This is a genomic window from Marinobacterium rhizophilum (genome assembly GCF_024397915.1).
Lineage (GTDB): Bacteria > Pseudomonadota > Gammaproteobacteria > Pseudomonadales > Balneatricaceae > Marinobacterium_A > Marinobacterium_A rhizophilum_A.
Genome location: NZ_CP073347.1, coordinates 3131650 through 3150972, shown reverse-complemented (window position 1 = coordinate 3150972; position 19323 = coordinate 3131650). Strand labels below are relative to the sequence as shown.

Annotated in this window: 14 protein-coding genes; 4 read left to right on the top strand and 10 right to left on the bottom strand. The window is 59.1% G+C overall.

Translation table 11 applies throughout. The features are described from left to right. Positions 1-60 precede the first annotated feature (60 nt). Positions 61-1776 carry a sodium:solute symporter family transporter gene (locus KDW95_RS14160; protein ID WP_255852468.1) on the top strand — a complete coding sequence of 572 codons (1716 nt, stop codon included), beginning with the start codon at positions 61-63 and terminating at the stop codon, positions 1774-1776. A gap of 105 nt (positions 1777-1881) precedes the next feature. Continuing rightward, positions 1882-2721 (top strand): amidohydrolase family protein, encoded by an 840-nt coding sequence (locus KDW95_RS14155; RefSeq protein ID WP_255852467.1) that lies wholly within the window; start codon positions 1882-1884, stop codon positions 2719-2721. 120 nt (positions 2722-2841) lie between these two features. Here the strand turns inward: KDW95_RS14155 and manD are convergent, their stop codons facing one another. The 8 genes from manD to hutC form a co-directional block, all read right to left on the bottom strand. Further along, on the bottom strand, positions 2842-4068 hold the full coding sequence (manD, locus tag KDW95_RS14150) for a D-mannonate dehydratase ManD (RefSeq protein ID WP_255852466.1): 1227 nt from the start codon (positions 4066-4068) through the stop codon (positions 2842-2844). Between the two features lie 63 nt (positions 4069-4131). After that, positions 4132-4881, bottom strand: coding sequence for an SDR family NAD(P)-dependent oxidoreductase (locus tag KDW95_RS14145; protein WP_255852465.1), 750 nt, complete (start codon positions 4879-4881; stop codon positions 4132-4134). Between the two features lie 128 nt (positions 4882-5009). Further along, positions 5010-6560 (bottom strand): extracellular solute-binding protein, encoded by a 1551-nt coding sequence (locus tag KDW95_RS14140; protein WP_255852464.1) that lies wholly within the window; start codon positions 6558-6560, stop codon positions 5010-5012. Between the two features lie 96 nt (positions 6561-6656). Further along, positions 6657-7538 carry a carbohydrate ABC transporter permease gene (locus KDW95_RS14135; protein ID WP_255852463.1) on the bottom strand — a complete coding sequence of 294 codons (882 nt, stop codon included), beginning with the start codon at positions 7536-7538 and terminating at the stop codon, positions 6657-6659. 15 nt (positions 7539-7553) lie between these two features. Continuing rightward, entirely contained in the window at positions 7554-8480 is a 927-nt protein-coding gene (locus KDW95_RS14130) for an ABC transporter permease (protein WP_255852462.1), read from the bottom strand. A 53-nt stretch (positions 8481-8533) separates the two neighbouring features. Beyond that, positions 8534-9667: an ABC transporter ATP-binding protein gene (locus KDW95_RS14125; RefSeq protein WP_255852461.1), complete on the bottom strand. Its 1134-nt coding sequence runs from the start codon at positions 9665-9667 to the stop codon at positions 8534-8536. Positions 9668-10218: 551 nt separating this feature from the next. Beyond that, positions 10219-11541, bottom strand: a complete 1323-nt coding sequence (locus tag KDW95_RS14120; RefSeq protein ID WP_255852460.1) for an MATE family efflux transporter — start codon at positions 11539-11541, stop codon at positions 10219-10221. Between the two features lie 561 nt (positions 11542-12102). Continuing rightward, positions 12103-12813, bottom strand: coding sequence for a histidine utilization repressor (gene hutC, locus KDW95_RS14115; RefSeq protein WP_255852459.1), 711 nt, complete (start codon positions 12811-12813; stop codon positions 12103-12105). Positions 12814-13098: 285 nt separating this feature from the next. Between hutC and KDW95_RS14110 the strand changes: the two genes are divergently transcribed. Continuing rightward, positions 13099-14421 carry a YjiH family protein gene (locus tag KDW95_RS14110; RefSeq protein ID WP_255852458.1) on the top strand — a complete coding sequence of 441 codons (1323 nt, stop codon included), beginning with the start codon at positions 13099-13101 and terminating at the stop codon, positions 14419-14421. A 186-nt stretch (positions 14422-14607) separates the two neighbouring features. Then, on the top strand, positions 14608-15933 hold the full coding sequence (locus tag KDW95_RS14105) for a tetratricopeptide repeat protein (RefSeq protein ID WP_255852457.1): 1326 nt from the start codon (positions 14608-14610) through the stop codon (positions 15931-15933). A 261-nt stretch (positions 15934-16194) separates the two neighbouring features. Here KDW95_RS14105 and KDW95_RS14100 read toward each other — a convergent pair whose 3' ends face one another. Continuing rightward, positions 16195-17733 (bottom strand): HAL/PAL/TAL family ammonia-lyase, encoded by a 1539-nt coding sequence (locus tag KDW95_RS14100; protein WP_255852456.1) that lies wholly within the window; start codon positions 17731-17733, stop codon positions 16195-16197. After that, the gene (locus KDW95_RS14095; protein WP_255852455.1) at positions 17726-19318 is read right to left on the bottom strand and encodes a BCCT family transporter; all 1593 of its coding nucleotides are present in this window, start codon (positions 19316-19318) and stop codon (positions 17726-17728) included. The genes KDW95_RS14100 and KDW95_RS14095 overlap by 8 nt, the downstream gene beginning before the upstream one ends. Positions 19319-19323: the final 5 nt, after the last annotated feature.

Sequence of the window (19323 nt, the reverse complement as noted above, 5' to 3'; positions counted from 1 at the left end):
ATGGATTTAAATATACTTATAATTATTATCTATTTCGTTTTTCTGATCGCAATTGGCTGGGTGTTCAGAAGCCTTACCAAATCCACCAGTGACTATTTTCGCGGTGGCGGCCAGATGCTGTGGTGGATGGTGGGTGCGTCCGCATTCATGACCCAGTTCTCGGCCTGGACCTTTACCGGTGCCGCCGGCAAGGCCTACAACGATGGTCTGGCTGTGGCCCTGATTTTTGTGGCTAATGCCTTTGGCTATCTTATGAACTATCTGTATTTCGCGCCTAAAATGAGGCAGTTACGCGTCGTTACCGTGATCGATGCGGTGCGGCTTCGCTTTGGCAGCAAGAATGAGCAGGTGTTCGCCTGGCTCAACATTCCGACGACGATTGTCCAGGCCGGAATCTGGCTGAACGCCCTGGCAATCATCACCACGGCGGTGCTGGATGTGGATATGACCACCACCATTGTCGTTACCGGCCTAGTCGTGCTGGTCATGTCCGTGACCGGTGGCGCCTGGGCGGTCATTGCCTCTGATTTTATGCAGATGGTGGTCATCATGGCGGTGACGCTGATCTGTGCCGTTATGGGTATCGTCGAAGCCGGCGGCATAGCCCCCGTGATTGAACGCTTCCCGCGGGATTTTGTTGCCGGATCCGATCTTAACTATTTCAGCGTTTTTGCGATCTGGGCCGTTTTTATCTTTATAAAACAGTTCGCTATCAACAATAACATGCTCTATGCCTACCGTTACCTGGCGGCCAAGGACTCCAGCAATGCCCGCAAGGGAGCGTTGCTGGCCTGCGTACTGATGATTATCGGGCCTTTTATCTGGTTTATTCCGTCCTGGTTCCTGGCTGGTACGGGCGTGGACATGAACCAGCTTCACCCGGAGATGGGCAGCAAGGCGGCGGACGCCGTGTATCTGGTGTTTGTTGAACTCTATATGCCGGCGGGTATGGTCGGACTGTTGCTGGCCGCCATGTTTGCCGCAACCATGAGCTCGATGGATTCCGGCCTGAACCGCAATGCCGGTATTCTGGTCAAGAATTTCTATGAGCCATTGCTGCGCCCCAGGGCCACAGAGAAAGAGCTGTTGCTGGTGTCAAAGATCACCTCGGCCATTTTCGGCGGCATGATCATACTGGTGGCACTCTTTATCAATTCCCTCAAGGGGCTTAGCCTGTTTGATGCCATGATGTATGTCGGTGCCCTGCTGAGCTTTCCGATGATCATCCCGGGCCTGTTCGGCTTCTTTATCAAGAAAACGCCCGACTGGGCAGGCTGGGGCACCCTGGCCGTCGGGGGCCTGGTGTCCTACTTTGTTGGCTTCGTGTTGCAGGCACAGCATGTTGAGCAGTTTTTCGGGCTGGATGTGGCCTTTACCAGTCGGGAGTGGAGCGACCTTTCAATCGCCATTAGCCTGATGGCGCACCTGGTGATTACCGGTGGCTTCTTCTGTCTGTCGGTCTTTTTCTACCGGGGGCTGGAAGCGGGTCGTCAGCAGGATGTGGACAAGTTCTTCCATAACCTCGATACACCCCTGGTCAATGAGTCGACCGAACAGCAGCAACTGGATAACCGGCAAAGAGTGCTGCTGGGCCGCATGATTTCGGTGCTGGGTGTCTTCATCATGGCGCTGGTGGCAATACCGAATCCGTTCTGGGGGCGCATGGTGTTTCTTGCCTGTGGCTTTATTGTCTTTGCGGTCGGCCTGCTGCTGTTCAACGCTGTGGATAAAAGTTATGAACAGGATGCTCTGCCCAAGGGGGCCACTAACGTCTAACTGCGGTATTGATTAACCGTTGAAGCCGAACCGGAACCGATGCCTTATCTGTTCCGGTTTTTTTGTTGTTCACCTGCAGAGATCATGAACAAGGAGGCACATGCCATGCCTGACAGCTATTCGCAGACGCATTCTTTGCCCGCGGGCAGTACGGATTGCCATGCCCATGTCTTCGCGCCTGCCGTTCCCCCGGCCGCCTCAATGGGTGCCTTAATGGCTGCCGCGGCGGATCTGAGCGCGTATCGACGCATGCAGCGCAGGCTTGGCCTGGAGCGCGCAGTGCTGGTGCAGCCCAATGCTTACCGGGCGGACAATAGTTGCTTGCTGCAGGCGCTGGAGCCGCTTGGCAGCCAGGCCAGAGGTGTTGCCGTGGTGGGGCCTGGGGTGTCTGATGCCGAGCTTGTGCGGCTGCATAAGGGCGGTGTGCGGGCGGCCCGGATCATGCAGTTTCCGGGTGGGGCCGTTGGCATGCAAGAGCTGCTGGCGGTGAATGCGCGCATCCGGGCCTTGGGCTGGAGCTGTATCGTGCAGTTCGAAGGGCGGGAGATGGCGCTGTGGCGCCGGACGCTTGAGCGGGTGCAGGGCGACTACGTGATTGACCACTTGGGCAAGTTTGGCCAGCCGCTCACGCCAGATTGCGCGGCCTTTCGGGCACTGCTCGGCTTGGTCGACAGGGGCAACTGCTATGTGAAGATCGCCGCCTGTTACGAGACATCGCTGGCTGGGTATCCCGATTATCAGGATGTCGCGGCGCTGGCACGGGCCCTGATCGCGCATGCACCGCAGCGGATTATCTGGGGGACCAACTGGCCCCATCTCAGCCGGCCCCGGGATGAGGCTCCCGATGATGCCGAACTGCTCGATACGGTATGGCGGTGGATGCCGGATGCACAGATCCGGCAGCAGATACTGGTGGATAATCCGGCACGGCTCTATGGCTTCTGATGCCGTGCCGGCAACAGGAAGCCCCGCAGAATGCGGGGCTAAGGACTGCGGGCTTGCGCAGGATGCTGTGCAGTCGCAGGTCAGGTGCCGGTATGGCTGGAAACCTGCTTGCCAGTCAGGTTAATAATTCCACAGGGTGCCGTCTTCGAGCCGTGCGACCGGATGGAAGCCGCGCTTGTAGCTGTAACGCCTGGCCTCGCTTTCATCGAAATCCACCCCCAGGCCCGGCTGATCGCTGACATGAAAGAGCCCGTTTTCGACCCGGTGTTCGGACGGGAAGAGGGCGTCACATTCCGGTGTGTCCAGCACCAGGTACTCCTGAATACCAAAGTTGGGTGCCCAGGCATTGAGGTGGGCCTGGGCGGCCATGGAGATGGGTGAATGGCTGGGCGCGCCGTGAAAGCCCGTGCGTACTTCGTGCAGTGCTGCCAGATCGACAATGCGTTTGAGGTGGGTAATACCGCCACCGTAAGTCGCCGAAATGCGGATGAAGTCGATCAGGCGCTCTTCGATCAGTTGCTTGCAGCCCCAGAGGGAATTGAATACCTCGCCTATGGCGATGGGAACGGTGGTGTGCTGGCGAATGAGGCGCAGCGCTGCGGGGTCTTCGGCCGGTGTCGGGTCTTCGAGCCAGAACAGCCGGTACGGCTCCAGTTCCTTGCCCAGCTGTGCCGCTTCCCGCGGCAGCAGGCGGTGGTGCACATCGTGCAGCAGTTTGAGCTCGTCACCGAACTGGCCGCGAATTCTGTCCAGCGCCCTGGGGATAAAGCGCAGGTACTTGTCGGTATCCCAGATCTCTTCGTGGGGCGCATCACCCTGAAAATCCGTGATGTAGTTGTGCGCCTTGCCTTTATCGGCCGACACGCCGTAGCTGGCGCTGGGCATGCCGGGAATACCACACTGTACCCGCACGGCCTTGTAGCCCTGCTCCTGGTAGCCGGCGATGGAATCCAGCAGTTCTTCAAGATCAGTCCCCTGGGCATGGGCGTAGACCAGGGCCCCTTCGCGGCTTTTGCCGCCAAAAAGCTGATACAGCGGCATGTCGGCGAGCTTTGCCTTGATATCCCAGAGTGCCATATCGATGGCGCCGTAGGCCGCCATGGCGATCGGGCCGCCCCGGAAGTAGGCGCCGCGGTAGAAGTACTGCCAGATATCTTCGCTGTTGCGTGGGTCGCGGCCGATCAGGCAGGGAATCAGGTAGTCCTGCAGGTAGGCCGCCGGCAGGGTTTCCCGATTGTTGAGGGTGGCATCGCCGAGACCGTATATCCCCTGGTCGGTCATGATTTTCAGGGTGACGTAGTTCTTGCCGGGGCCGCCGACAAAGACCTCTGCAGCGGTTATTTTCATGGGCTGTTTCCTTGGTCGGTTGTTTATACAGGCCGTTGTCGAACAAGATCCAGAACGCGGGACCTAGCTGAACAGCATGCCGCCGTTGATATCGACGCAGTTGCCGGTCATGAAGCCGGATTCATCGCTGGCGAGGAAGGCGGTGAGGCTGGCGGCTTCCCCGGGGCGGCCTTCGCGCTTGACCAGGCTGCTTGCCGAAACCTTGCTGCGGACCTCGTCCTGGGTGAAGGTGTCGTGGAAGGTGGTGTCGAACATGCCGGCGCAGATGGCGTTAACCCGGATGCGCGGCCCCAGTTCCTTTGCCAGGCCGCGGGTAAAGGACATGACCGCGCCCTTGGCGGTGGCATAGGCAATGGCACCGGGGCCGCCGCCATCACGGGCGGCCTGGGAGGAATAAGTTACGATAGTGCTGCCCTCGGGCATGTGGGGAATCACGGCCTGGGTGCAGAGAAACATGGACGTCATGTTGAGATTCATGACCTGGTTCCAGAAGCCCAGATCCATTTGCGCCATGGTTTTGCGTGCCACCAGGCCACCCGTCACGAAGACCAGTACGTCGATCGCGTCGCCAAAGGCTTCCCGGGAGCTGGCAACCAGCCTGGCTACGCCGGACTCCTGCGTCAGGTCGGCCTTGACGGCGATGGCGGTGCCACCGGCGGCATGAATTTCCCGCAGGGTCTCTTCAGCGCCCTGATCGCTGCCATGGTAACCGATCACGACCTTTGCACCTTCGGCGGCGAGGCGCAGGCTGCAGGCCTTGCCCAGATCCCGTGCGCCACCGGCGACGATGGCTATCTTGTTTTTAAGGTTCATATCTTTGCTCCGTGTGTGGTAACTGCGCCCCGGCGCCAGGCCGGGACTGCGTGTGTATTGCGCGGCAAAAGCGCCCCGGGGCCTTGCGGCACCCGGGCGGGCTTCTGCTGTTCAGGTGGCTGCAGGAATTAGCGGTACTGCCGGTTGTAACCCGACTGCAGCGCCGCCTGGACTTTTTCGAAGCCCAGGTCGTTGATCCGCTGTATGTAGCTGTCCCAGTCGGCGTCGACGTCCCTCGAACCCAGGATCCAGGCCTGCTGGGTTTCCAGCATGTAGGTGAGGATATTGGGCCAGTGTTTTTCGTAGACCTTGCGTTCCTCAACGGTCATGGCGATGCCGCTGAACTGCGGAATGATGTAATTCTCCTTTTCATACAGGTCGATCCCGGCCAGGGCTATGTCGTTGGTCCACTGGCGCTCGTAGGCATAGTCCATGTGAAAGCCAACGGGAATTTGCGCGCCAATTTCCCACATCTGGGCGTTGACGGGCTTGTCGGAGCCAAGCACTTCAGGCGTGTAGGTTGCCTTGCCGTCGACCAGGTTCCAGTGTTCACCCTCGACACCGAAATTGAACAGCTTGCGCCCGGTATCGGTGAAGACGAAGTCGAAATACTTGATGGTCTCGACCGGGTGTTCGTTGGCATGGGAGATAGCCCAGCCATCGGGCTTGACCTCGATGCGGCCGTTCTCCTCCATGCGCACGCCCGTTGGGCTGGCGGGCGGCGCGAAGGGTACCAGGTTGATGCCCGCCACCTTGTCAGCGAGGGACTCGTTGTAACCCGAAGTGCTGGCAAACCAGTCGTGGGTCATGCCCCCCAGGTCATTGCCCAGCAGGAATTCGCGGGAACGCGCGCCCCGGGTAAAGACCTCCTGGTCAATCAGGCCTTCCTTGTACCACTGCGCCAGGTTGCGCATCGCCACGCGGTACTCGGGGTCGGCGTAGCCAAAGCGCACGGTATCATCCTTGATGTAAAACTCGTGGTAGGCATCGGACCCGGTGGAGCGGGCATCCCACAGGGTGACCAGGCGGATCAGTTCCGGCCACTGGCGGGCGAAGTAGGGCACTTCATCCATCTTGCCATTGCCGTTGGGGTCCTGATTGCGAAAGGCCGTCAGCACTGCATGCAGTTCGTCGACATTCTGCGGCTGTTGCAGGCCCAGCTTGTCGAGCCAGTCCTGGCGAATAAAATAGCCGCGTGCCGCCTTCCCGTCCGGAATGTAGGGGATGTAGTAGATATTGCCATCGGGCGCCGTAATGGCCTTCTTGATGGCGGGATTATCCGCCAGCATCTGCTTCAGGTGCGGCGCATGTTCGTCGATAAGGTCATTCAGCGGCAGGAAGGCGCCTTCCATGCCGTACTTGAAAAAATTGTCCTTCAGCGCATCACCCCCGACGACATCGGGCAGGTCACCGGTCACCATCATCAGGTTGAACATCTCCTGGCTGTTGGTGCCGACGCGGGAGGCGACCCCCTTGAGGGTGATGCCGGTCAGTTCCGCCGCCTTGCGGGCCACGGGCCAGTTTTCATCCCAGGCGTACTTGTCGCGAAAGTGCATGTGGATGGTCATTTCCAGCGGCTTCTCGCTGATGCGATAGTCTTCGGTTGCCGCAGCGGCGGTGGCGGGCAGGGATGCACTGACAATTCCTGCAACAAGCATGGGTAACAGACGCTTGATCATTGTTACTCTCCGATTATTACTGTTTTTGTTCGGGTGGATGTGCGTGTAGCGACGCTGAATTTATTGTTTAAAAACGGCATCAGGAAACAGGGAGTATTACTCCTTGACGCCTCCCATCATGATGCCCTTGTTAAAATGTTTCTGCAGATAGGGATAAACAGCCAGTACCGGGATAATCGATGCAACGATAATGGCGGCAACGATGGTCTCGAAAGAATAATCACTGTTGATCAGCGAACTGGCGAACTGGTCATCCATATTAAGCTCGATGATTATTTTCTTCAGGTACACCTGCAGGGGGATCTTGTCTTCGTCGCGCAGTAACACCATGGCCCAGAAATAACCGTTCCAGCGAGCAACGATACAGAACAGCGCAATGGTCACCAGGGCCGGCTTGGACAGCGGGATATAGACCTTCCATAGCAGGGTGAATTCGTTGGCGCCGTCCATCTTGGCGGCTTCTTCGAAGGATTCCGGTATGGATTCGAAGAAATTGCGCAACAGGATGATATTGAACGCGGTACAGGCAAACGCAATCAGTATGCCGATGCGCGAGTCCAGCAGCCCAAGGTCCCTGATGTTCAGGAAGAAGGGGATCATGCCGGCGTGGAACCACATGGTAAAGGCGACAAAGAAATTCAGGTAGCGGCGGCCGATCAAGCGCTTGCGCGACAGGGCGTAGGCCCCGGGAATAATGATTGCCAGGCTGACGAGGGTGCCGAATATCGTATAGAACAGGGTGTTGGCATAGGAAGTCCAGAACACCGGATCGCTGAGCACCCGGTCATAGGCGGCAAAGGTAATATCCTTGGGCAGCAGCAGAACATCACCGGATGTGACCGCCAGGCCGGAGCTGATGGACGATGCCGCTATATAGATAAACGGATAGAGCGTGCTCAGTACAAAGAGCGTGAGCAGGGTTGCATTGACAACGCCGAATATCTTGTCGCCGCGTGAATATAGATTAAAACTGGACATAGTATTTCCTCACCCTTACCACAACGAAGACGATGAAAGTTTTCGGCTTATCCGGTTGGCTGAATACACCAGGATAAAGGCGATAACGGCGTTAAAGAGACCGGCGGCGGTAGCAATATCGTACTGGCTGCCCTGCAGGCCGACCCGGTAGATAAAGGTGCTGATCACGTCCGAGGTCTCGAAGGTCGCAGGCTGGTACAGCAGGATGATGTACTCGAAGCCAACCTCGACCAGGTTACCGATGCGTATGATCAGCATGATAATGATGGTGGGCAGGATGCTGGGTAGCGTAATGCGCCAGATTTGCTGCCAGCGGCTGGCACCATCGACCCGGGCCGATTCGTAGAGTGACGGATTGACGCCGGCAATGGCGGCAAGATAGACGATGGATTCGAAGCCGGCTTCCTTCCACATGGTCGAGCCAATAAAGATGGGCCTGAAGTAGTCCGGATTGGTCAGGAAATAGGTCTTTTCAAAGCCGAAATACTCGAGCACCAGGTTAACAATACCCGTGGTCGGAGACAGAAAGCTTACCACCATGCCGGCAACGATAACGACGGAAATAAAATGCGGCAGGTAGGCGATGGTCTGGGCTGTTTTCTTGAACACGGCATGATGCAGTTCATTAAACATGAGCGCCAGTATGATCGGCATCGGGAAGGCGAAAAGCAGACTGTACAGGCTGATCAGAAAGGTATTGCCGATGGAACGCAGGAACAGCTCGTCATTGAACAGTGTCTGGAAGTGCTCGAATCCGACCCAGGCACTGCCATAGATGCCTTTGAACAAGCTGAAGTCCTTGAACGCAATCTGTAACCCCGCCATGGGGGTATACAGAAACACGATAAACCAGATCACCATTGGGGTCAGGAGCAGGTAGAGCTGCCAGTCGATGCGCAGGGTTTGGCCCAGGGCCGATATTTTATTATTGGATGATGACATAGCACCCTCGTTTGAATCAGGCTTCACATTGAAGGTATGAGTACGGATCGCGCTCAGTAGATCGACAGCTCGGAAGTACGATCGAAAATATGCAGGTGATCCAGGTTGGCGTAGACACGGCTTGCCCCGGCGATGCCGGACATATCGGCGCTGCGGCCATGGCTGGTTGTTTTGGCAACCGCGCTTTGGCCGGCAATCCGCAGGTGCAGCAGCGCCTCAGCGCCCAGCGGCTCCACCAGGTCGACGCTGCAGTTCAGCGGGGCAGAGCATGCATGAGCACCGGCTGCAACATCCAGATCCTCGGGCCTGAGGCCCAGCAATACCTGTTGCCCATGGCTCGGCTCAAAGCCCTGGCGTGGCGGGACCGGAATCGGCTCGCCACTCCCGGCATCAATGGAGCAGGTGCCATCGCTGTGACTGATAACCGTGCCCTCAAGCAGGTTCATCGGTGGGCTGCCGATAAAACTGGCGACAAAGGTATTGGCCGGATTCAGGTACACATCCATCGGGCTGCCGATCTGTTCGATGTTGCCGTCACGCATGATGACGATGCGATCGGCCAGGGTCATGGCCTCCACCTGGTCATGGGTGACGTATACGGTGGTGACCTGCAGGCGCTTGTGCAGCCGCTTGATCTCGGCGCGCATCTGGGTGCGCAGCTTGGCATCCAGGTTAGAGAGTGGCTCGTCAAACAGGAACACCTCCGGGTGACGCACAATGGCGCGACCCATGGCAACGCGCTGGCGCTGTCCACCGGAGAGGTCTGAGGGTTTGCGGTCCAGGTACTTGTCGAGTCCCAGAATGCTGGAGGCCTCATCCACCGCCTGGCCGATTTTTTCCTTTGAAGCCTTGCGCAGCTTCAGGCCAAAGGAAATGTTGTCGGCAACGCTAAGGTGCGGGTACAGAGCGTAATTCTGAAATACCATGGCGACATCACGGTCTTTCGGTGCCACCTTGTTGACGACACGATCACCAATACTGACGGTACCTTCGGAAATCTCCTCCAGGCCCGCAATCATGCGCAGGGTGGTTGATTTTCCGCAGCCGGAGGGGCCCACGAGAACGACAAACTCGTGATCATTTATCTCAAGATCAATTCCCTTGACGACCTCGATGCTTCCATAGCGCTTGTATACCTTTTTCAGGGACACTTTTGATAACGACAGGGCGGTGTTTATTGAGTTCATGGGCGTTATGTCCAATTGTTTTTTTAATTGTATCGGGGGCTGGCGGCCCTGGATCAGGCAAAGCGGGTTTCAGGTTTTACCCTGGCGGCTGCACTTGAATAAGGTTGGCTGATGCGCAACCTGCCTGGGTGACGGCGTCGGCTGCAGGCAACACCGTTTCTGGCGGCAACTGCCGTGTCTGGGTGATCGCTTCGAAACGGGATAACCGCGCGGGTGGAAGTTGCCCGGGTGGCGGTGCGCGGATGCGGTGTGGTCTGGGTGCTGTAGTGCATGGTGCCCTCGCAGTAAGTCTTATTGTTAGCGTCGAGTCAGCAGCTTATTGTCATACAATATCATCGAGAATCTGAATTGTAAAGACGGTAGGGAATGTCAATGATGTTCGGTTAAATTGTTGTTTTTAAATAATAAATTACTGTTCTTTTGAGCGAGAAAGCTTCAAACTCAAATTTATATAGTAATACAATATGTTTTCGGGGCCGCCTGGCGAAGGCGGCGCCTGCGCTCAGACGGTCGTTGCGAAGAGATTTCAGCAGGGGAGAACGGGACCTGCCTCAGGGGCGCCGGGTCGGCGTTTGCACAGAGGGTATTGCCGCGCCAGTGGCCAGGCTGCTGGCGTTGCGACGCAGCAGTCGGCTCAGCGGCAGTGCTTTGAGCAGTTCTTCCGCCGGGATCATGGCGAATGCCCAGAAAATGGATGTATCGAAGCCGATAACCAGGATGGCGCAGGCCGGAATGCTGATGAGCCATTGCGTCACGAAATGAATCCTGAGTACCTGCAGGCTTTTACCGCTGGCGCGCAGGATGTGGCCGCACAGGGTGTTATAGGTCCGCACAATGGGCAGAAAGATATACAGGGGGGCAATGCTTGCCAGGGCTGTCAGTGTCGCAGGCTCAACAGCAGGATAGATCAGCAGCATTGACTGGCTCAACAGGTAGAAAGCCAGGGCGATAATCAGCGACGCCAGCAGGGCGACCCGGGTGCACTGCCGGATGAAATCGCCCAGATGGCCGGTTTCCCTGCTGCCAAGCGCCTGACTGACGGTGATTGCAGCCGCCTGGGCCCAGGCAGTGATGAACTGGGTGCCGATGCGAATCCAGGGAAATATCAGGCTAATGGCGACGTAATCATAAATATTCAGCTGGGCATAGATAAGCTGATAGATGGTCATGCCCACGGACAGAATGATGAAGTTCGCCGCGATGGGGGCTATCTCGTTCAGGTGGAGCATGGCGTGCGCCATGAAGCTGCGGGCACTGAGCACGCTGCGGCTCAGGCTGCCGCTCTGGTTCAGCATATGAGCGAGAAACAGCAGTCTGAAACCGATGGCCACAAGGCTGCCCCAGGCGGCTCCTTGCAGACCCAGCGCAGGGATGGCTCCCAGGCCGTTTATCAGGCCATAGCTGACGATGACATTGACGGGAAGCTCCAGCACAAAGCCCTTGAGGGGTATTCGAGTATTGCCGCGGGCATTGAAAAACGCGCTCGAAACCTGGGTTATGCTGGCCGCGATCAGTATGTATTTGATGGTGGCCAAGTAGGCGTGGGACTGCTGCTGCAGATCGGGGTTGTCTGACACCAGGGCAACCAGTTGCTGGCCAAATAGGGTGATGGCGCACCAGAAAAGCAGCGCGGAGCCGAGGTTGATGCCAAGGCCTGCCCAGAATGCGGTGGATAGGGCCGGCTGCTGCCCGCAGCCGTGGGCGCGGCTCAGGATCAGCTGGGTGCCGTTGGACAGGGCGTGCTGAATGCCCAGCATGAAGGCCATGATGGTCGTGGCAATCCCCATGGCGGCCAGGGCATGCTCGCCCAGTGGAGCCACGAGAAGGGTATCGATCATCAGCATGGACTGCATCAGCACGGCGTTGATCGCCAAAGGCCAGGCCAATGAAAAGTTGTTTTTTATATTGTGGCTGAGTCTGGGCAACGGTAGGTCCTGCCGCTATCTGGAGTGGTCCGCCTGGCACACAGCCGGGCTCCGGGTCCGGGGTTTTCCACAGGCGAAAAGCGGGCGCAGTGCCTGGACATGCAACGTTAGGGCGCTCGACATGGGGCGCCTGCTACGGGAACAGGCCAGCGACAAGGCAGGCCCGATTGCCCCATGCATCCGCCGTCGCTCGGAGCTTATCGTGCGAATCGAGCGCGGTACGACAGCATCGAGTCCCTGTATGGCCCCCCTCTCTCACCGTCTGGCGCTGTGTGCAGTACCGCCGGCCCGGGCCCGGATTGCCATGGCAAAGGTGGATCCCCGTCTACGTTAATTTTATTTGTCGTACAATACAACAAATTTTTCAGCCAACAGGATGGGCCAGATGCGGTCTGATCCGGTGTGCAGTACGTCGAGAGATGCTTGAATGGCCGGCGGGCAGGGTGTGCCTGTATTTATTTGTCCGCCGGCGGGTCTTGTCCAGCCGGCGGGGCGCCGAGCGCTTGGGCGCTAGGTACTGAGGGTGGTGATGGAGCGCAGCTTGTAGCGGGTACCGGGGTGGGTGAGGCTGGCGAAGCTGATCAGGCGGTTTTCGGACCAGGTACGGCGGTTGACCTGGATGCAGGGGGTGTTGGCATCGATATCCAGCAGTTCCTGTACCTGCTCGCTCGGCAGCACGGCTTCGACGATGTGCTCGATGCTGGAAATGGGGCACATTCTGGACAGGTATTCGTTGGGGGTGTGCTGGCTGAAGTCCTGCTCCAGGTAGCCGGGCACGGATGAGGCGATCACGTAGCGGTTTTCGAGCTGGATGGGCAGGCTGTTTTCCAGGTGCACGATCACCGAGCGGTACACCGGGGTGCCGATGGGAATGCCCATCTGCATGGCCACGGACTCGCTGGCGGCGGTTTCACGCAGCTTGATGACCCGGCAGCTGTAGTCGTGGCCGCGCTGGCGCACCTCTTCGGCAATGTTCTTGATATCGGCCAGCGGCGACTCGGCCTTGGCATCGGAGACGAAGGTGCCAAGTCCCGGGTAGCGCACCAGCATGTTGTCCTGTACCAGGTCGCGGATGGCCTTGTTGACAGTCATGCGGCTGACCGCAAACTGCAGCGCCAGCTCGTTTTCGGTCGGAATCTTGCCGCCCGGGCGGTAGGTCTGCTGCTTGATCCCGTCGAGGATGAAGCTCTTGATCTGCTGGTAGCGCGGCTTGTTGCTCACCCGTTATCCCCAAGGAACCTGAAACCCACGATTGTATATACTTCGATGCCGGCTCACAACGCAGGCCAGGTTTGGTCGGTGGCCGGGAAGTGCGCAGCCTCAGGAAGAAAATTGCACAAAGGAGTTTACGTTGCGCCTATAAATGTATATACATATGCATACAAACGGAGTTGCAGCAGCCTGAGGCCCGCCGGTGCGGGCATCAGTATTCGGGGTTTGGCCGGGTGAGGGCGTCGGTTGCGACGGGCCTGGGCGAAACTTCCTACAATAAAACAGGCAGAATTCATGAACACGAACGAGGCTCTGGACGTGACGTCCTACAATCCATTGTCTGTGCTCAAGCTGGTTCTATTCAGCGCGCTGGGTATTTTCTTTTTCTTCATACCGGTGGAGATTGGTGGCAAGTCCACCATTCCGCTCGATCACATCGTCTCCTGGATTCGCGGCAACCAGCCCGGCGGCGCGGCTATCTATGCGCTGCTGATCATTGTCGCCGGCGGGCTCTATCCGTTTGTGCGCGGTACCTGGCGCGACAACCACACCCAGAGGGTGTTTTCCTTTCTAAAACTCGGCGGCGTACTGGTCTCGCTGATGGCCTATTTCGAGTTCGGGCCCGGGGCTCTGTTTGAAAAGGACATGCTACCGTTCCTGTTCAACAAGCTGGTGATTCCGGTGGGGCTGATCGTGCCGCTGGGCGCCATTTTCCTGGCCTTTCTGATCAGCTACGGTCTGCTGGAGCTGATCGGTGTACTGTGCCAGCCGATCATGCGGCCGCTGTTCAAGACCCCGGGCAAATCCGCCATCGATGCGGTGGCATCCTTTGTCGGCAGCTATTCCATTGGTCTGCTGATTACCAACCGGGTGTACAAGTCCGGCCAGTACTCGGCCAAGGAAGCAGCCATTATCGCGACTGGCTTTTCCACCGTGTCGGCCACCTTTATGGTGATCGTGGCCAAGACCCTGGGGCTGATGGATATCTGGAACCTGTTCTTCTGGTCGACCCTGCTGGTTACCTTCGTGGTAACCGCCATTACGGTGCGGATTTTCCCGCTGTCGAAAATGGATGATACGGCCGCCGCGCCGGAACCGGAGGTGCTGGCCCATTCGCGTCTCAAGCAGGCGGTTATTGAAGGTCTGGAGGCAAATCGACAGGCGCAGCCGCTGCTGACCAATATCGGCGTCAACCTGCGCGAAGGTGTGCTGATGGCCATGAGCATCCTGCCTTCGATCATGTCTGTGGGCCTTCTCGGACTGCTGCTGGCCAAGTACACGCCGCTGTTTGACTGGATGGGCTACCTGTTCTATCCGTTCACCCTGCTGGCGCAGTTGCCGGATGCCCTGCTGGTGGCCAAGGCCTCGGCCACGGGCCTGGCGGAGATGTTCCTGCCGGCGCTGCTGATGGCCGACGGCGCCATCGCCGGCAAGTTCGTCACCGGTGCGGTGGCGATCTCGTCGATCCTGTTCTTTTCGGCCTCGATCCCCTGCATCCTGTCGACCGAAATCCCGCTGACCATTCGCCAGATGCTGATGATCTGGTACCAGCGCGTGGCCCTGACTATCCTGCTGTCGGCACCGTTCGGCTTCTACGCTCAAAGCCTGGTCGGCTGAATAGCCGCCCAGCGCTTCCCTGAACCCGGATTCGGCACTGGCCGTCTCCGGGTTTTTTGATTCTGTTGCCCTGCTCACAGGCGTTCTAAAATTATCCATAGGCGACCTGGTCGGCTGTTCTGTCACTGGAGGAGGCGTAAGCTTTCAGTGGTCAGGGGGTCGGCACTGATACAGGAGGACGTAGCTATGCTATCCGATCTGCAGGGTAATTCCGTTTCAGGTGCGACGACAGCGGCGCTTGAGCTGTACGAGGGCGCCAACCGGGCGTTCAATATCTACCGAGGTGATCCGATCGGCTTGATCGATGCTGCTGTTGAAGCGGCGCCCGATTTCGCCATGGCCCATATTCTCAAGGCCTATCTCTATGGCGTGGCGACAGAGCCAGAGGCCACGGAGGAGGCCCGGGCCATTGTCGAGCGCGCCAAAGAGCTGTCGCTGAATGAGCGCGAGCGATCCCATATCGGCGTGCTGGATCGGCTGCTGACGGGTAACTGGACGTCGGCGGCGCTGGCGCTGGACGCGCACAATATCAACTATCCACTGGACCTGGTCGGGTTGCAGTGCGGTCATCTGGCGGATTTTTACCGTGCCTGCGCCCGCGACCTGCGGGACCGGATCGCCCGGGTGCTGCCCCGCTGGTCGCCCGCTGTACCGGGCTATTCGATCGTGCTGGGCATGTATGCGTTCGGGCTGGAGGAGTGCGGTCTGTATGGGCGTGCCGAAGAAGCCGGGCGCCAGGCAACCGCGCTAGAGCCGCTGGACTGCTGGGCCCACCATGCGGTGGCCCATGTGATGGAGATGCAGGGGCGTGCCGAGGATGGCGTCGGCTGGATGCGCAGCCGGGAACCGAGCTGGTCCGGTGAGGATAACTTTTTCCGCGTCCACAACTGGTGGCACCTCGCGCTTTATCACCTGGATCTCGGCGATGTCGACGAAGCACTGCGGCTGTATGACGGCCCCGTGCGCGAGGATCGCAGCCAGGTCGCGCTCGACATGGTCGACGCATCGGCATTGCTGTGGCGCTTGTCGCTGCTGGGGCGTGACCTGTCTGACCGCTGGCAGGAGCTTGCCAGCGCCTGGGATCAGCACGCCGATGGCAAGCTTTATCCGTTCAACGACTGGCACGCGGTTATGGCCTACCTGGGGAGCGGGCGTGATCAGGACGTCGAACGCATACTCGCGGCGTTGCGTTCAGCCTCGGGTGCCGTACCGGAAGTTGCCGACTGGGCCCGGCAAACCGGCTTGCCACTGGTGGAAGGCTTTGTCGCATTCTGGCGGGGGGACTACGCAACCGCCGCCGAGCGACTCCACCGTGGACGCTTTATCGTCAATCGCTTTGGTGGCAGTCATGCGCAGCGCGACATTATTGACTGGACCCTGACGGAAGCGGCAGTGCGCGCTGGCCTGACGCAGCTGGCCGAGGCCCTGGTCAATGAACGCCGGGCGCTCAAGCCCCACAGCCAGGTAAACCGCGGCTTTCTGGCGCGACTGGCGAGTGGCGCCAGCCATTGACGGCCTGGCTGGACAGCAGCTTGTGCTGCCTTGCCGGACAGGAATCGGCGGGTTCTATAAGCACCCATCAGGTCGAAGCAGTAGCCTGTGCAGCTGTTTGCGACCTGGGCACTCAAACGTGCACAGTGGGATCCCGTGGCAAAGCCCTGGTGTATTTACTTGCATGTCCCAGTCGTTTATCGCTTGCAGCGCAGCGCGATAGGCAAAAAAATCCCGGCACAGGGGCCGGGATCTGTCCAAGGAGCTGGCGCCGTTTCAGGCTCAGGTATCAAGCAGCGGGAAGGCCTCGCGCAGAGTCGCCAGGGGGGCGGCTTCATGCATCAACTCGCAGGTGGCGCGCATGTCCAGGTGCAGGGAGTGTTCCTCCTCATAGACCGCAACGCGCGAGCGCAGTTGCTGCCAGGCCAGGCGGGTGCCACGGCCAAAGCCGGTGCCACCGCAGAGATCGAACGCCTGGGCTGCCAGCAGGTACTCGATGGCGAGCACATGGAAGGCATTGCCCAGGGCCTTGTCGAGTTTCAGCGCCGCGCTTTCGCCGAGGCTCAGGTGATCTTCCTGCAGCCCGGAGGTGAGGAAATTGTCGGTTACCGCCGGCTGGGCCAGGCGCTTGTTGTCGGCCACCAGGGACGCTGCGCAATACTGCGCGATCATCATGCCGGACTTGACGCCGCTGTCCTTGATCAGAAACGGCGGCAGCTGGTTGGCCTGGGGTGTCACCAGGCGGTAACTGCGCCGCTCCGAAATCGAACTCCATTCGCATACGGCCATGGCCAGAAGATCGCAGGCCATGGCCACGGATTCACCGTGGGGGTTGGCCTGGGAAATCACCCGATAGCCGGACTCGCCGCGGATGACCAGGGGGTTGTCGGTGGCTGAATTCAGTTCGGCGCAGACCTGCCGGGCCGCATGGTGGAACTGGTCACGACAGGCGCCGTGGACCTGGGGAATGGAGCGCAGGCTCAGCGCATCCTGCAAATGGTCCCCTTGAGCCGCGGCCAGGAAGGGACTGTCCGCCAGCAGCTGGCGCAGGCTTTCGCCGCAGTGCTGCACGCCCGGGTGAAGCTTGCGACTGGTGACTTCCGGCGACAGGGCATCGAGCTGGCCGCGCAGTACCTCAAAGCTCATGGCGCCGATCAGGTCGGCCCAGGCGGCGAGCCTGGCGCTGTCCTCGAGGGTCAGGCAGGCGAGGCCGGTCATGGCCGGTGTACCATTGACCAGGCAAAGGCCGTCCTTGGGACCCAGTTCTACCGCCGTCATCTTCACGGCGGCGAGTGCCTTTGCGGCGGGGACGACGCGGCCCTGGAATTCGACCTCGCCCTGGCCCAGCAGCGCCAGGCCAATATGGGCCATGTGACTGAGGTAGCCGACCGAGCCCTGTGATGGGACCTGGGGAACGATATCCTCGTTGAGCAGGCGGATCAGACCTTCGACGACCGCCGTGCTGACGCCGGAGCAGCCGTGGCTGTAGTTGATCACCGCCGCGCAGATGATGGCCCGCACCTGCTCCTTTCTCAGAGGCGTGCCGACACCACAGGAATGACTCATCAGCGTATGCCAGGAGAGCTGCTGTAATTGCGAGCGTTCCAGCACGACATTGCAGAGGGCTCCCAGGCCCGTATTGATGCCGTAGTAGGCCGTGCCGGAATTAGCGAAATCCTCGACCGCGGTTCTGGCATCACGAACCCTGGACCAGGCTGCTGGTGACAGTTCGAGTGGCTGGCCGTGGCGGGCCACGGCAACGACGTCGCGCCAGTCGAGGCTTTGGGTGTCGATGACGACTGCCCTTGTTGCATCAGTCATGGCTGGTACCTGTCTGAAATACGGTGGATTCCGGCGTTTCAGGGGCGTTTTCACGACGGCTGACAAACACCCTGAAACCGGACGCCACGATCAGAATGAAGAGGAAGACGACGGTGAAGCCACCGGCTGCCGCGAGATACTTGATGCCGTCCACGCCCTGGGCGCCGCCACCGAAGGCGACCATGATGTAGGCAATCACGCTGATCGACAGGCCCCAGAGGATCTTCTGCGTTTTGGGCGACTCTTCGTCGGCGCTGATGTTGCGGGTGCAGATGGTCGCAATGGTCGAGGACATGGAATCGGCCGCCGTGGCAAAGGAAATAATCAGCGTGAAAATGGCCAGTGGAACCAGCAGCCAGGCGAAGGGCAGGTGCTGGAGGAAGCCCCAAAGCCCGGATACGGCCCCATTCTCGGTGACAACCTGTACCAGGTCCAGGGTGCCGTCGAGTTGCCATTTAAGCGCTGAGCCGCCCCAGATGGCAAACCAGAGAATGCCAAACACGGATGGCAGTATCCAGTTGATGACGAGGAACTCGCGCAGGGTGCGACCATAGGAAATGCGCGCCAGGAACAGGCCCATCAGGGGGGCATAGGCGATCCAGATGGACCAGTCGTACAGGGTCCACCAGGTCACCAGGGCTTCGCCGCCGGATTCCTTGGTATCGAAGGACCAGAGGAAGAAGTTGTCGAACCAGTAGCCCAGGCTGGTGACGGACAGGCTGAAGATATAGCTGACGGGCCCGACCAGCAGCAGAATGACCAGAAACGCGTAGAAAATATAGGCATTGATCGACGACAGGAACTTGATGCCCCGTTTCAGGCCGGACAGGGCCGAGGTGATAAAGATCGCCGAGATGACCAGGGTCAGGAACAGCCAGGTGGTGGGGTTGGATGCAATGCCATACTGAGACTCGATACCGGAGCCGATCAGTGCCAGACCCGCACCCAGGGAAGAGGCCAGGCCCAGCGCAATCGCCAGGACGGAGATGATGTCGACCAGCGCGCGGACCCAGGATTTCTGCTCGTGTTGCCCGAGTACCGGCGTGAGGGTCGACGAGATCGAAAAGTCCCGGTTCCGGTTGTAGTGCATGTAGCCGATCATCAGGCCGACGATGGAGTACATGGCATAGGGTATGAAGCTCCAGTTATGGAAGCTGCGAGCCAGGGCGAAGATGGCGGCCTCCGATGAGCCGGCAGCGAAGGTCTGGTTGCCGATTTCACCGTAGATATTGCCCATGTAGATAATGGGCTCGTTGACCGAATAGGTCACCACACCGGTGGCGATGCCGCCGGTCAGGGCCATGGCGAAATTGGAAGCCATGGAAAACCTGGGCTTGGCATGGGCGCCTCCCAGGCGGATATTGCCGACCCCGGAGAAGAAAATGAACCCGACGATCGCCAGTGTCGATATCGCCAGCAACTGGTAAAGCCAGCCGAAGTCGGAGAGGGAGAAATAGAAGATATCCTTGGCGACCCTGACCAACAGCTCGTTGTTGATCAGGCCGACCGCTACCGCGATCAACACGATCGCAAAGGCGGGTATAAAGACACTGCTGTTCAGGCGCTGGGTTGTGCTTTTTGACATTATTG